This window comes from Chryseobacterium sp. WG14 (genome assembly GCF_024586945.1).
In the GTDB taxonomy this organism is placed as follows: domain Bacteria; phylum Bacteroidota; class Bacteroidia; order Flavobacteriales; family Weeksellaceae; genus Chryseobacterium.
Genome location: NZ_JALCZD010000004.1, coordinates 340,450 through 355,280, shown reverse-complemented (window position 1 = coordinate 355,280; position 14,831 = coordinate 340,450). Strand labels below are relative to the sequence as shown.

Here is a 14,831-nt window from a genome sequence, read left to right as displayed (position 1 = left end):
ATTAAAATTTAAGGCTTACCTCAGCGACAAAGTTACGGGGCATTTGAGCGACTACCACTCCCTGCCCTGCAAAATACTGCGCATTGCCTAAATTATTCATTTTAAATCCTACTCTGTATTTTTCTTTTTCAAGGGAAATAGAGGCATTAATCAGTGTATATGCAGGAAACGCAAACTGTCCGGTAGTGGTTTTGTTTCCGGTAATCTGTTTACCTACACGGTTGACCCCAAAACCTACTCCCAGTCCCTGAAGTCCTTTAATAGGAATGATATAACTGATCCATGAATTAAATACATTAGCAGGACCTGCCGATTCCGGACGGCGTCCTTCTACAGCAGCATCCGCTTTCTCCATTCTACTGTGGTTGTATGAATATCCTGCGATAATATTCAATCCCTGAACAGGATTCATGATCGTTTCTATTTCAATCCCTTTACTTCTTTGCTGTCCATCCTGAACAACAATAGCGTATTCTTTTCCATCACGGATAACTCCGGTTCCGCGCTGTATATTATCCACCAATATGTCATAATATCCCACGGTAAAGTTGAATTTGTTTCTCCAAAGATTTCCTTTTACTCCCACTTCCCACTGATTGGCAGTCTGCGGTTTCATATCTCCGCTATAGTCCTGTAATTGCTGTACTACAGGTGCGGTATAGCTAAAACCATTCATATAATTGGCATAAGCTGACAAACGGTCTTTCACCACCTGATAGACTAATCCTACTTTTGGAGACCACGCTGTTTGTTTAAACTCACCAGCACGCACATTGCTGTTCAGGTTAAGCTGTCCTTTGCTTTCATAATGATCCAGACGTAAGCTTAGTAAAGTAATCAAGCGGTCAGTAATATAGGTTACATTGGAAACATAGGCTCCATATAGATTAGCTGAAGATGTATTCCTTACCAACGGTGCTTTTTTAGCATCAATAGCAGCTTGGGTAGCAGCCTGTATTTTCTGAAGAGCCAGATCTTTGGAAATATTTCCGTAACCACTTGTTAAGTTTTGCCCATCAACATAATCAAATACAACAATCGGTGAATGGTTGTTATTGATAGACTGATTGAAATAATCTAATCCGATCAATACCTTATTTTTGATTTTTCCAATATTGAATTCTCCATTAAAGTTTTGCTGAACACTGGTGGAAGAAGCTTCTGAGTTTTGCCATTGTACATTACGCTCCAGCATGGCATCACTGGTAGTTCCTCTGATAAACTGATACTGATAGAGTCCTTCCGTTTTTCTGAAGTTTCGGGAAAGTGACGTTTGTGAGCTCCAGCTATCTGATATTTTATAATTAGCCTCAGCTTTTACATTGATTGACGGAGCTTTCAGGGTCATATCATTGTTGGAATACGATCTTTTCCAGTCGAAACCAAGTTCATCCGGTGTATGGGCAAAAAATGCTCTCGTTCTGGGAAGAAAAATAATAGGGGTATTGGTTCCCTCATAATTATAAATCTGGGCTCCTAAGCTGAACTTCAGCCTGTCATTTACCTGATAGCTTAAGGTAGGGGCCACAAAAAATGATTTTCTGAATTCAGAATCTCTGAAACCATTCTGATACTGGTAGGCCGCATTCAGACGGAATAATGTTTTCCTGGAGTCAGTAATGGGACCGTATACATCAGCCGTTATACGGTTCAGGTTATAGCTTCCCATAAGGTAGGATACTTCTCCACCAAAGTAATCTTTAGGTTTTTTCGTTACCGCATTTATGAGTCCTCCAAAGGAGGTTACAGCACCTCCATATAAAGTTCCTGCCGGTCCTTTAATAACTTCTAAACGTTCAATATCAGCGGGATCAATCTCTCCATTAGTGGTTGCAGGAAGACCGTCTACCATGGATACTTTTGTAGGAAATCCTCTAAGGCTATAGTAGAAACTTCCGTCCCCGGAACCTCTTCCCGGACTCCCCTGCATTTTTACCATCCCCGGCACATTTTTTAAAACTTCTGAAATATCATAAGTAATCTGCTCCTTCAGTAATTGCTGGTTGATACTCGTATAAGCCTGCGGATTTTCTAAATTCCTTAAAGGCATTTTAGAAACGGAAGTACTGTCTTTATCCAGGAATTTGTTTCTGCCGAAAGCATACACGGTGATTCCTTCAATGACATTATTTTCTGTTGTTGTATAAATAGGTGGAATCTCATAGACATCTTTCTCAATGCGGATGGTCTCGCGCATCAGTTCGATATCATTTAAAACCACCTGAAGAGTATATTCCCCAGGTGGCACATTATCAAAATAATATTCTCCTAAATTGTTTGTTTTTGATTGATATGAAGTATTGACTATTCTTAAAAGTGCATTTTTTACCGGCACTTTCTCAGACAGCATGACCTTGCCGTTTACCCTTTCATTTTGCTGAGCATCAATAAAATGAGGAAGTAAGGCAAAAGCTAATAGTAATATAGGGGTTTTAAATGTTTTCATGCTGTAAGTTTTGTAACAGGGGATAGTTTATTTTACCGTTTTGTGATAATGGAAATGACTCTATGTGTTCGGTGTGGACGTATTGAGGGTTAATGCGCAGTTTATTTTTAATGATTTCAGTGATGGCTTGGGGATCAATCTCCTGATTGTCATACAGTACAATGATTTTTTTATCATTGGAATTCAGACAAACAAACGTATTTCCTTCCAGCTCATTTTTAAGAATAAATTCTACCTCATCCAGATTAAGGCGTATTCCGAAAAGCTTCATGATACGTTTTATTCTTCCTGTGATAAAATAAATTCCGTTTTGTCCTTTTTTGGCTGTATCTCCTGTCCGCAGCACTGCGGGCTGTTCATAAGAAGTGAGGTCCTGAAGGGTATGGGCGTAGCCTCCAAAAATACTGGCATGTGAGAACAGCAATTCATCGGTGTCAGGATCTATGCTGAAATTCCCTCCATATACAGGAGTACCAATAGAAGTTTCTTCTTCTAAGAGTCCATCTGTAGTAAGATAAGCCATTCTTCCACCGGCTTCCGTCTGACCATACTGTGCAAAGAATTGTTTTTCAAATTCAAGACAGTAAGCAAAGATGGTTTTTCTCAGCTCACCATTGATTACCCCTCCCGTATGCGTAAGGTATCGTAAACTCTGGCTGTCTTTTCTGAAGAAGCCTATCCTGTTAAGATTCTCGTATAAAAATGGGACTCCTCCTAAAGTACTGTATCCATATTCCTCCATTTCATCCCAGAATGCCTTTTGCATAATATCTTTATCCGTACATACCATTCTTCCGGCACGCATACAGTTGGTTGTAAAAATAGAAAAGCCATATACAAAATTGATGGGTACATTCAATGGTACCACATCAGATTCCAGGATAGGCATGTACTGAAGAATGCTTATCGCATTCTGATACAGGTTTTCATCAGATAGCTTAACGAGTTTGGGAATTCCCGTAGTTCCTGAAGTACTTAAAAGAAGCTTAATTTCCGGATGGATCGTAATCTCACTTTTGTAATCATCTTTCATAAAGATTTTTACAGTATCAGAGAATGCTCTGATACTGTATCCTTCGACCTCATCTCTGGATGGATCAAAGATATATTTCGGACGGTATTCTGCCTCCATCCGGTCTTTGAATTCCGAATGCAGTTTCTGTCCCAATAAAGCAATCGTATGGGCTGTTCCGTAAAAATTGAGAAGAACCTCAATACTGGAGAGCTGATTGTCATTGTACAAAAAGATCAATCCTTTTTCTACAGGATTCAAGCCTAAAGACCGATACAGCGTTCCAACCGGTATGGTAGTACCGGTGGAAGCATCTGTAAACAACAGGTTCTTGTTGGCAATTACATTTTCTAAAATTTTCATATACTTAGTTTTCTACGAATACATCGTATTTTTTCATTTTTTCACGGATCTTTCCGACGTTACCCATCTCCAGGATATCATTAAAATCAAACTTGATCTGATAAAACTGTTCCAGCGCTTCTACAATAAGCAGGTGGGACATAGAATCCCATTCCGGAATTTCCTGATAGGTAAGATTTTCATCTACCAATTCTTTTTTTATAGCAATTGCAGAGGCAATTATTTCATAAAACTCTTCTGTTGTGTTCATTTTAAATTTTTATAGTTTTCCATTTACCGTTTTTGAAAATCATTAGGAAAAGTACAGCCAGTACAATTTCTGAAGAAACAATAGCTGTAAATATTCCTTTTAGTTCCCATTGAAGCCTTACGCCCAGCAGATAAGCCAGAGGAAGCTGAATAATATAGAACATGATGATATAGAGAAGGGTTACCTGCATGATGTTACCGGCTGCATTCAATGCACGGCTGATCACCATGGTAAAACCTAATAAGAGATAAGCCATAGATACCACATGGATATACTGAACGGCGTACCTTGCTACCTCCGATTCTACAGTAAAAAACTTCACCACATGCTCTGCGGCCAGCTGCCAGAACAGGGCCACTGCAATAAGGTAGCTCATATTAATGGTACCTGCTCTCCACACTGTTTTTTCTGCCCGGACAGGATCTCCTGCTCCTAAATTCTGTCCTGTAAGAACACCGGCAGCATTTCCTATTCCCCAGGCAGGCATCGTGGCAACAGAAGCAATACGCTGTGCAATAATGTAACCCGCAAGCGCTGTCGTTCCAAAAGTAGATATGATCTTCACCATAATCAGCCAGCTGGATGTAGGAATAATATACTGAACCAGGCCCCCAAAAGCTATTTTAAGAATCTTTTGGAGCAATGGCCTGTCAAAGTCAAATTTCATCAGGATATTAATGCTCGTTTTACCCGTCAACAGGATAAAGAACTGGTATAAAACGGCCAACAGCCTGGACAAAATAGTAGCATAGGCCAGTCCCAGCAATCCGAAAGCAGGAATAAATCCTACCCCGAAAACAAGCACTACGGCAAACACAATATTTGAAATATGACAGAGCCAAAGTGATTTCATGGCAAGATCTGCATCCCCTGCTCCTCTGAACAGTCCATTAATAGAAAGACGGAGGATGACAAGCCCGATACTGATAAAAACCAGTCGGGAAAAAGAAAGGCCATCATTCACTATTCCTGCATTGATTCCAAGAAAACCTACAATCTCTCCAGCGAAATAGCATGACAGCCCGCCAATCAGTAAGGCAAAGAATAAGGCAAGCATAATAATATAATGAGCTGTTTTACCCATGCCTTCTTTATCTTTTTCGCCGGCTCTCCTTGCGGTAAGCGTTGCTGCAGCAATCCCAAGACCTACTGCGATAGCATAAGCGAAATTGATATAATTATCGGTAATCCCAACAAGACCAAGGACTTTATCGCCCAGTTTGGCAATAATCAAAAGATTGACGCTCACAAAAACAGATTCCATCACCAGCTCCATCACCATGGGAATTGCCAAGCTAAAGATGGAACGGTTGATACTACCGGAAGTCAGCTCGGCCTTTTTCCCGGCTAAGGCTCCGTAAGCAAAAACCGTCCCTTCTTTTAGTATATGCAGGAATTTCCTCATCATACAGCTACAGAATTTTTATTGGCGATCTGATACAGAGGGTTAGGCAATGCTCCATCCTTTCTTGGAATAGCAAAAGCTTTATTTTCACTGTAGCCATTATTTTTCAGACGCAGGCTGTTGATATAAAACCTTTTGAACGTAGGAACATAAAGGTCATATTTTTCGTATCTCTCCTGTAGATGGGTATTATCTGCTTTATAACTTTCTATGCAGTCATGCACAAGTGTCCAGAATACATCTTCTTTACAGTTTGAATAGGTATGAAGTACATTAGACATATATCTGAAAAAAGCATCAAAAACTCCCAAAAGAATAAACAAAGGAATATTTTCTTTGTTGGAAGACTGTATCAATCCGTCTGCAAGATGAGCCGGAAGCTTTTCTCTTGCTTCTGTAGTAAGGACAATATCATCTACAAAATCCTTAATTACAATTCTTTGAGGCACTCCATTTTTCAGCACGACCATAACGTTTTCGCCATGGGGAGTCACACATAGAGAATGGGTGTAATAGATATGAAGCAATGGTGTAAGATAGGCATCAAGATAACTTGCCACCCATTCTCTGATACTCATTCCTGCCTTTTCTGCAAAAGCCTGTACCAAAGGAACTCCGTTATTGTCTACATACAGTAAGGAAGCCATGGTGACCATTTGCTCATCTTCCTTAAGATAGTTTTCCGCACTTTCACGCCATAAGGCTCCCAGGAATTCATTATACTGGTAAGGAACATTGGTAATCGCTCCGTATTGTGGATGAAGGTAAGCAATAGAGGCTTCTTCTCCCAGGAATATCGTTCCTTTGGCATCAAGATAAGCATCATCCTTTATCAGGCTTTTTACCCACTCTGTAATAGAAGGAGCTATTTTCATCTGTTTTGGAGACAATCCACGGATATTTCCTGTACTCAAGATAGAAACAGCTGTTTTAAGATATCTTTTCTTAGGATGATCTACGTTGAATAAGGTACGGATACTCTGCTGTGGACTGTAAGTATCGTTTCCTTCTCCCAATAGAATAAGAAGTCCGGATGCAATATCTCCGGCAAAATGAATCTTCAGCTTTTCTTCCCACTGCCATGGATGAACAGGAATAAAATGATAGTCTTCCACTGATTTTCTTTCATTTATCAGTTTCTGCTGAAAATCATGATAGAGCTGATCGCCAATCTCGGAACGGTAGAAGTCTTCTCTGTCGATATGATTCAATGATTGAAATGCAGATCTGCTGGTATGGGATGCCAGCCAGATAGGTTTCAGATTTTGATCAGATTCCGGAGCAAATGCTTTCAGGTCACGGGGAGAAAATCCTAATCTGCTTTTGTTAACAATTACCCATGGATGACCGGTCATTTGATGCTCTACCGTCTGATAATCTGATGAAGCAAGATCTTTTGAAGACATCACTCCTTTGGATAAAATCATCGCATCGCAGTATAATGTATGTAAAAGCTCTTCCGTATACCTTGCCAGTGTATAGGGATCTAAATCAAATACAGATTGCATCTCCAGGAAAAATGCTGCAACATCTACCGGTACTTCCTGAGAATGGTCTGTTTTGGTGATACTGTCTGTATCGATATGCCAATAGTCCATCATTCTTTCCTGACCGCGGAAATTGTATTCAATATTGTCGAAACCTGTTTCCAGTTTGAAAACGGTATAGCCTGTTTCAGCCTGAAAAGAAACAACAGGCTTTAGCAGTTCTTCGTGCATTAATTCTGCAATGGTTTTAGCCATAAGATTTTTATTGGCCTGTAACCAGTATTCGTGGTTTACTATAGTATTTAAATTGGTGTTCATTTTTTAGTATTAAATTTGGGCAGTTGGTAAATCAGCATATTTCTCTACATCAAAATCCTGGAAAGCTATTTTTTTCTCAATTTTATAATGCTCTCTTCCAAGAATATCGTTGATGATATAGGAGTTACGGTAGGCAGCCATTCCAAGGTCTGTAGAAATATAGCTGTGGGTATGTACTTCAGCATGGAGGACATAAATTTCGCCTCCGTTGTGATCTATAGAATAATTTCTGTTGACATCAAACAATCCGCCTGAATCTCTTTTAATTCTGGACTGTATATTTTTCAGAAATGAAGGTTCATGATAGCGGTATCCGGTTCCCAGAATCAGGTAATCAGCTTCCTGCTCATACGGAACGTCCTGTTCCAGCTGCGTAAATTCAAGATTGATAACCTCCTGGTTGGTATTGTCTACCCTGTTCAGCTGGCTGTTAGGAATGATTTTAAGGTTAGGATCAGCGTTGTCAATATTCAGATCATAAATGAAATCATAAATATCATTGATGAGGTCATAGTTTATTCCTTTAAACTGACTTTGCTGTTTGCTTAAAATATCTTTTCTTGCAGACTCTGTTCTGTTATAAAAATACTCTACATAATCGGGAGACGTCAGCTCCAGAGTCAGTTTAGAATATTCCATCGGGAAGAATCTGTCCGGGCGGGAATACCATCCTAATTCGGTCTTTTCATCTCTGCTTTGAAGGAGGTCATAAAAAACTTCAGCCGCACTCTGTCCCGATCCTATAATGGCTATTTTCTTGCCTTCAGCTAAAAGCTCTTCTTTTCTGTAGAGATAAGAACTGGTATGAATAATCCGGGAATCTTCTTTAGGGATAAAAGAAGGAATATGAGGCTGTGTTCCGGTACCAAGAATAAGTCTCTCCGTTTTAAAAACTACTTTTTCTTTCGTTTTTGTGTGAACTGTTGTTACCAGGTAAATACCATCTTCATAGTCTATATCCATTACCTGTGTTGAAAAACGACATTGGGGCAGCTGTTCAATCACCCATTGGCAGTATCGGTTGTATTCCTTTCTTGGAATGAAGAAACTTTCTCTGATAAAGAATTTATACAGCCTTCCTGTTTCTTTAAGATAATTAAGCAGACTTAAAGGGTTGGTAGGGTCGGCCATAGATACACAGTCGCATAAAAATGGAGTCTGCAGGGTTACATGATCAATCATTAAGCCGGGATGCCAGTCGAAACCGTCTCTCTGATCCAGGAAAAGTGTTTTCAGTTCCGTAATTGGATGGGATAAAGCGGCAAGCCCAAGATTAAAAGGGCCGATTCCTATGCCAATTACATTATAAATAGGGTCATTATTCATGTTCTGTGGTGTTTGTGGTGAATTGTACGTCTTTGTTTTGAGGGAATTTTTCCCAATACCATTCCCGGTAGCAGAAATTGAGATTTGCTTTTTTATGAGGCATTTCAATTACTTTATCTACTTTGAAACCGACGTGGGCCTTATTCATCATTGATGCAAGAGAATCTACGGAACCCTCTCCCACCATTTTACCTACCTGTGGCTGTGCAAAGACATAATCCACCATAGATTGTGTAGAAGGGGAAACATATTTCTTTTTGGGATCTATAGGTGCTATAAACTGATGTGTACCATAATCTGTAGGTAATACTTCGTAATAATCTCCTACGATATCTCTGCAGGCCCAATAAATTTCGATATTACAGGAAGGCTCACCGTTGCTCATTACAATGTAGCTGTGGGCTTCATTACCCGGAAGCATCACACGATAGTAGGTTTCCAGTTCATCAATCGGCCAGTTCATCTGCCATATCTTTACGGCATGCTCGCGATTAAACCATTCATGAAGCATTTCAAGGTCATTTTCAAGATCTATAGGTCTGATGGTAATCGTGACATCTTCCTTTTCAAAATAACGTTTAAAGAATATGTCTTTTTCCTTTGGCTGAATCAGTTGTTCTGAGAAGAAATGCTCATAAAGAAGGTTGGGTACTTTTGCATAAGAAACGGCTGAGGCATTTATACCTCCGTCTACATCAAATACTGCCGACTGCAGATTTGATTTTACAGCCCAATACTGCTCTTCCAGAGCATAACCTGTCAGATCTGACGGTTCTGTCCTGTGAAGATCTTCAAATTCCTGATACAGAATGCTGATGAGCTGCCTTTCTTTCACCCATCCTGTTTTACCCATTGAGCTGATAAGAGCTCCCAGATTACTCACTAAAAGATGGTGGGAAATAATTTTCATCAGGCGTTCATCCCTGATGAAAAGTTCTTCAATCTCAGGACAGTTCCTGATAAGCTCCTGATATTTTTCTTTGAGACTTTCTCTTAAAAGATAGCCTTGTCCGTCCCTTACAAAAATGTTTTCCGGGAGAAGCTGGTCATCCAGTCCTATAAGCAAATTCTGCTGATGAACTTCCGGAGCCATTCCATACTGGCTAAATAGCCTGTTTAGAGGAGAAAGCAAAAGATGAATATATTTCTTAAACCAGGTGATCGCTGCCTGTTCAGGATCAGTTCCCAATTGACCGGCTACTTCTTTGAAAAAGTGCCTGGTAAAATTGAAACTCCCTGTCGGCTCATCCTGACATAATCTTGCCAGTAAAAGAACTTTTTCTTCCCCTAAAAAGGGATTTTCACGGATCAGGATATTGAAACTGTCAATCGTATTTCCTTCATACTGAACACTTAAAGTGGCAGGCTCCAGAAGAAGTTTGAAATGGGGAAAGCTGTTTTCAAAAGAAGTCCTTTCTTGCTGCCACCATACCGCAGAAGCATATCCTCTGTTGAGGTCTTTTAAACTGTTTGTCCTTACAGATCCGGTCATCAGAACATGTAAAGAAAATTTTAACATCCAGCTGAAATCAGGATTGTAAAGACTTCTTATCGATGATGTGGCATAAAAGTCATCACCTAATGGTCCGATATGAATGATTTGTCCGGAGCCAAGCATTTCCGGATATTCTTCCGTTGACAGAAGATATTGCGCTTCCCAGGGGTGGCATGGAACAATATAATAATCATTGATGTTTTCAAAATCGTAACTTTCCGGTATGGAAACTAATTTCTCGAATATTTCTTTCGCTGAAATTCCGGGAAGTGATTTTTCAGTGATGCAGCTTTTATGAATCAGAAAATAATCAAGCTGAAATCCCTTCCCAAATTCCGGGCTATACAAAAGTTGCTCTTCTTCGGAAAATCCCATTCTAGATTTGGTAAAAGGATGTAGATTGTGGCCTACAGGCAGCCGCTGTTCGGATTCTAAGAAGGAATAAGACAATTCTTTCTCTTGTTGTAAACAGGCTTCCGCGGTTAATTCCAGATTTTTCAAGCTGCTTTGAATTCTCTCAGAAAAGTGGGCAAGCCCTCCTTCATTTGAAGTATCAGAAAATTCTGTATAAATTAACTCTATCAGTTTTTCCATATCTACTTCAAATACATCCTGATTTTCATGATCTACAGCCCATACAGGAAATCCATAGTCATGAAAAGTACTTTCGGAACGATAAACAATCGGGGCAAACAGAAACAATCCGCTTTTCTTCAATTCAAATCTTAGATGCAACGGATACTTGGTATTTTGAAGTGCCTTTGCAGTAAGAAGATCATATTGGGGAACTCCCTGGTAAAATTTACCATTTCCAAGTTCTCTGAGCATTCCGTTAAGAAGGATACGGAAAGTAATTTCCTGTGCTTTATCCCCTGTTTTATTTTTCTGTATCAAAGTCTTTTCCATGCATTTTTATTTTATTGAGAATTTGATGTACATCTTCAGTAGTGGTAATCGGATTCAGGAAAGTAAATTTCAGATAGAAATGTCCATCTACTTTTGTACTGGCAACGAGAATTTCCCCGCTGTAGAAAAGTTTCGTCTTAATATACTGGTTCAAAGCATTAAGATCTTTAACCTCAGGTCTTATGTAACGGAATACCAACACGCTAAGGTCAGAATCGGAAAGAAGTTCAAAATCTGTATCTTCAGTAATCATGGAGGCTACATCTTTTGTAAGATCTATTACCGTGTCGGTATATTCGGCAAGCTGTTCCTTACCCATCATTCTTAAAGTAAACCAAAGCTTCAACGCATCAAACCTGCGGGTACTTTGTGTAATGGATTTGTTGATCTGTGCAGGGATTTCCTCTTCATCCATTTCTTTAGGATTCAGGTAATCAGCATGATGCTTAAGAATCAAGAGCTCTTTTTTATTTTTAACAATGAAGGCACTGCTGCTGATAGGCTGGAAAAAGGATTTATGATAATCTATTGTTACCGAATCGGCTCTTTCTATTCCGTTTAACAGATTACGGTACTTATCGCTTAATAATAAAGCACATCCGTAAGCAGCATCTACGTGCATCCAGATATTATACTGTTCTGCAATATTGGCAATATCTTCCAATGGATCTACATTTCCGAAATCTGTAGTTCCGGCAGTGGCTACAATACCAATAGGGATATTTCCAAGCTGTTCTTCTCTTTTGATATATTTTTTCAGTAAAGCAATATCCATACGGAATCTTTCATCTGTAGGCACTTTAATAATGGCTTTTTCACCAAGCCCCATGATAGATGCATTCTTCAAATTGCTAAAATGCGATTTATCGGAAACAAAAATTCTGAAACGGTCGGCTTCTCTTGGCAGACCATCTAATTTGATATTATGATTGTAGTTCTTTTGAGAAAAGCAATCGCGCATCATCACCAAACCCATTAGGTTACTTTGTGAACCTCCGGCAGTGAACACACCATCGCTTTCATTGGTTTTATAGCCTAATTGCTCAGCAGTCCAGTCTATCAGTTTCCTTTCCATAAATGTACCTCCGGCACTCTGATCATAAGTGTCCTGAGAAGAATTGATGGCACTCACAAGGATTTCCCCAGCCAAAGCCGGAATAACAACCGGACAGTTCAAATGGGCTACATACTGTGGCAGGTGAAAAGCCGTAGCATGCTTTACATAAATATCATCTACTTCACTAAGAAGTTCCTTGTAATTGGAAAGTTTTTGATTAAGATCAATCTGCTGTACCATTCCTTTCATTTCTTTAGCTTCTATGCCGCTGAAAGGTTTGTCGTTTCTATAAAGAAATTCTTGTACAAGGTCTAAGGTGCTGTTGACAGCATTACGATAATGATCGTAATTGTCAGGATGGAAAATATTTCCAAAATTCCCCGAAATGTGATGTGAAGTGGTGGTTACCGGCTCTTCCAGGGACATAAAATTGTTACTCATATATGTATTTGTAAGGTGATTTTTTAAATCAATAGGTTGTATGTGGTTTTTTGATATATAGATTTATATATCTGACAGTCAGGTTTTTAAATTTTACATTTTTTTACTTTTTTATTTGGTGATTCATTAAATATTCATAAATTTGAACTCGTTATTGTTATTTAGAATAATTAAAAACAAATATAAAAATTATTATTTAACGCCAAATTTTTTTTTTAATGAATTCTATAGAAATTTTAGATAACGACCGTATGACGCAGGTAAAACTGCTTCCTACAGTCATTGAGCTCACATCTCAGGAACGAAGAATGATTAATGATGCAGCGGTGCATCTTCAAAGAAAATATGGTAGCTATGAAAATCGTGACTTTATAAGACACGTACACCAGCTGGCTTCCTATTTCTTACCCGAGAGAATCTTACATATAGCGGCTGATTTTGCGAGTGACTTTTCAAAAAATCAATATGGTGCATTGGTATTCAAGGGATTAATGGATGTCGACCAGGAAAGTATTGGCAGAACACCGGCCAACTGGCAGTCTGCTGATTATTCTAAATTTGATCTTTATGGCTTTGCCTGTGCATTAATCCATGGGGCTCTCCCTTCCAAGCCGGTACAGTATTATTCCCAACGTAAAGGAGGTGGATTAATTCATGCTATTATACCCGATGAGAAAATGCGGGAAACCCAAACAGGATCGGGATCTTCCACTGACCTGTATGTACATACCGAAGATGCTTTTTTGAAACATCAGGCCGACTTTCTGAGTTTTATGTATTTACGAAATGAAGAACAGGTCCCTTCTACCCTATATTCTATCCGTTCCCATGAATCTATAGGTGAAAACTACAGGCCTCTTTTTGAGCGTATTTATAAGATACCTAAAGATGCCAATCTGGAAACAGCAACGAACGAGGAAGATACGCTGGATTCTGTTTTGTATGGTAATTTTGAGCTTCCTTTTATGAGGTTTGATGCAGCCGAACAGCTCTTCAACCCGTCTATCAAGCAATCCGAAGATGCCCATCAGTATCTGAAAGAATTCTGGGAGGAAGCAAGACGTCTTATCTATTCAGATTTTACTCCCCAGGCAGGAGACGTTATTCTGGTCAACAATCATTTGTGTGCTCATGGAAGGTCTGCTTTCCGTGCCGGGGTGAGGAATATTGATGGTGTAGAATATCCATGTGAAAGAAGAATTATGCTCCGTATGATGAGTAAGGTAAGCCTGATCGATATGAGAGCGCATACCCTTACGGAAGACCCGTTTTTTGTCATTGAAGAACATCTCGGTAAAAATTTCACCAACCTATAAAATGCTTCAACAACATTTTTACTATGACTTGACAGTAATCCTTTTTAAGACCCGTTCTTAAAAAGGATTTTTTATAAATTTAAAATATAGAATATCGTAGAGAACATATTATTTAATCAATTGACATAATGCTTAATACATAAATTTATATAAAGTAGTTTTTACTACTTAAAATACTTATCAAAAAGAGTTAACTGATTGGATAATGACAGGCTCCAATAGGCAGGATCATGGATGCCTAAAGATTCAATATATAAATGTTCAATTTTAAGTTCTGTAAGTTTATTATGAAAATTTCTGTTCTGCCCGATCATCTGAACATCTTCGGTACCGCAATCAAAAATATAACGCTGTCCGGCTCCTGCCATTAGCTTTACTTTAGTATCAGTAAGGAAAGCAGGGTTAAGGGATTCAAAAGAACCCAATACCTTATTGACCATATATTTTTGGTACCCTTCACCGAACGAATTGAAATCTAAAGCACCGCAAGAACTTCCGACAATACCAAACGTTTTATGGTAGGTTACCCCAATGTTGGTCGCTCCATACCCCCCCATACTCCAACCCATAATTCCTCTGTATTTTTTTTCAGTTTTTACGGGATAATTTTTGTCGATGAAATCCACTAATTCTTTCCCTATAAAGGTTTGATATTGTGAATCTTTGACAATAGGACTATCTACATACCACGAGCTGTAATTCCCATCCGGCAATACATAAATTGTTTTATATTCCTGAGCTTTCTGAACCAAATCAGGGATATCCTGCTTGATGATTCTTTCGGGATTACCACTGAAACCGTGAAGAATATACACTGATGGATAGGTTGTATTCGGTTGAATATTGGGAGTAATGATAATGGTTTTGATCTTTTTATTCATTTTCGGACTGAAAACTTCCTGATGAATAATTTTTTGTGCTGATCCCTGTACGAAAGCGGTAAGCACAATGACAATGCTGATTAATTTTTTCATGTTGTAAAAAATATTTAATTAATAATATCAGAATG

At 38.9% G+C, this 14,831-nt stretch carries 10 protein-coding genes; 1 reads left to right on the top strand and 9 read right to left on the bottom strand.

The genetic code is table 11. The features are described from left to right. Nucleotide 1: 1 nt before the first annotated feature. From MP478_RS09800 to MP478_RS09765, 8 genes are read right to left on the bottom strand one after another with little or no spacing between them, the layout of a single operon-like run. Complete coding sequence (locus MP478_RS09800) at nucleotides 2-2,446, bottom strand: TonB-dependent receptor (RefSeq protein WP_257200346.1); 2,445 nt, start codon at nucleotides 2,444-2,446, stop codon at nucleotides 2-4. Further along, nucleotides 2,433-3,821 (bottom strand): AMP-binding protein, encoded by a 1,389-nt coding sequence (locus tag MP478_RS09795; protein WP_257200345.1) that lies wholly within the window; start codon nucleotides 3,819-3,821, stop codon nucleotides 2,433-2,435. Before MP478_RS09795 ends, MP478_RS09800 begins: the two co-directional genes overlap by 14 nt. A gap of 4 nt (nucleotides 3,822-3,825) precedes the next feature. Then, nucleotides 3,826-4,071 (bottom strand): acyl carrier protein, encoded by a 246-nt coding sequence (locus MP478_RS09790; RefSeq protein WP_084084248.1) that lies wholly within the window; start codon nucleotides 4,069-4,071, stop codon nucleotides 3,826-3,828. A 1-nt stretch (nucleotide 4,072) separates the two neighbouring features. Then, nucleotides 4,073-5,479, bottom strand: a complete 1,407-nt coding sequence (locus tag MP478_RS09785) for an MATE family efflux transporter (RefSeq protein WP_230036278.1) — start codon at nucleotides 5,477-5,479, stop codon at nucleotides 4,073-4,075. After that, a complete protein-coding gene (locus MP478_RS09780; protein WP_257200344.1) occupies nucleotides 5,476-7,281 on the bottom strand; it encodes an IucA/IucC family siderophore biosynthesis protein in 1,806 nt (601 codons plus the stop codon). The genes MP478_RS09785 and MP478_RS09780 overlap by 4 nt, the downstream gene beginning before the upstream one ends. A 9-nt stretch (nucleotides 7,282-7,290) precedes the next feature. Continuing rightward, on the bottom strand, nucleotides 7,291-8,607 hold the full coding sequence (locus tag MP478_RS09775) for a lysine N(6)-hydroxylase/L-ornithine N(5)-oxygenase family protein (RefSeq protein ID WP_257200343.1): 1,317 nt from the start codon (nucleotides 8,605-8,607) through the stop codon (nucleotides 7,291-7,293). Next, entirely contained in the window at nucleotides 8,600-11,008 is a 2,409-nt protein-coding gene (locus tag MP478_RS09770) for a GNAT family N-acetyltransferase (protein WP_257200342.1), read from the bottom strand. Before MP478_RS09770 ends, MP478_RS09775 begins: the two co-directional genes overlap by 8 nt. Continuing rightward, nucleotides 10,980-12,506 (bottom strand): aspartate aminotransferase family protein, encoded by a 1,527-nt coding sequence (locus tag MP478_RS09765; RefSeq protein ID WP_257200341.1) that lies wholly within the window; start codon nucleotides 12,504-12,506, stop codon nucleotides 10,980-10,982. The genes MP478_RS09770 and MP478_RS09765 overlap by 29 nt, the downstream gene beginning before the upstream one ends. A 218-nt stretch (nucleotides 12,507-12,724) precedes the next feature. Between MP478_RS09765 and MP478_RS09760 the strand changes: the two genes are divergently transcribed. Then, nucleotides 12,725-13,822: a TauD/TfdA family dioxygenase gene (locus MP478_RS09760; RefSeq protein ID WP_257200340.1), complete on the top strand. Its 1,098-nt coding sequence runs from the start codon at nucleotides 12,725-12,727 to the stop codon at nucleotides 13,820-13,822. Nucleotides 13,823-13,986: 164 nt separating this feature from the next. Here MP478_RS09760 and MP478_RS09755 read toward each other — a convergent pair whose 3' ends face one another. Further along, a complete protein-coding gene (locus tag MP478_RS09755) occupies nucleotides 13,987-14,796 on the bottom strand; it encodes an alpha/beta hydrolase family protein (protein WP_257200339.1) in 810 nt (269 codons plus the stop codon). Nucleotides 14,797-14,831 lie beyond the last annotated feature (35 nt).

Bases quoted from the DNA above. Each gene is read 5' to 3' on its own strand.
- MP478_RS09800 (WP_257200346.1), bottom strand. From the start codon at position 2,446: ATGAAAACATTTAAAACCCCTATATTACTATTAGCTTTTGCCTTACTT.
- MP478_RS09795 (WP_257200345.1), bottom strand. From the start codon at position 3,821: ATGAAAATTTTAGAAAATGTAATTGCCAACAAGAACCTGTTGTTTACA.
- MP478_RS09790 (WP_084084248.1), bottom strand. From the start codon at position 4,071: ATGAACACAACAGAAGAGTTTTATGAAATAATTGCCTCTGCAATTGCT.
- MP478_RS09785 (WP_230036278.1), bottom strand. From the start codon at position 5,479: ATGATGAGGAAATTCCTGCATATACTAAAAGAAGGGACGGTTTTTGCT.
- MP478_RS09780 (WP_257200344.1), bottom strand. From the start codon at position 7,281: ATGAACACCAATTTAAATACTATAGTAAACCACGAATACTGGTTACAG.
- MP478_RS09775 (WP_257200343.1), bottom strand. From the start codon at position 8,607: ATGAATAATGACCCTATTTATAATGTAATTGGCATAGGAATCGGCCCT.
- MP478_RS09770 (WP_257200342.1), bottom strand. From the start codon at position 11,008: ATGGAAAAGACTTTGATACAGAAAAATAAAACAGGGGATAAAGCACAG.
- MP478_RS09765 (WP_257200341.1), bottom strand. From the start codon at position 12,506: ATGAGTAACAATTTTATGTCCCTGGAAGAGCCGGTAACCACCACTTCA.
- MP478_RS09760 (WP_257200340.1), top strand. From the start codon at position 12,725: ATGAATTCTATAGAAATTTTAGATAACGACCGTATGACGCAGGTAAAA.
- MP478_RS09755 (WP_257200339.1), bottom strand. From the start codon at position 14,796: ATGAAAAAATTAATCAGCATTGTCATTGTGCTTACCGCTTTCGTACAG.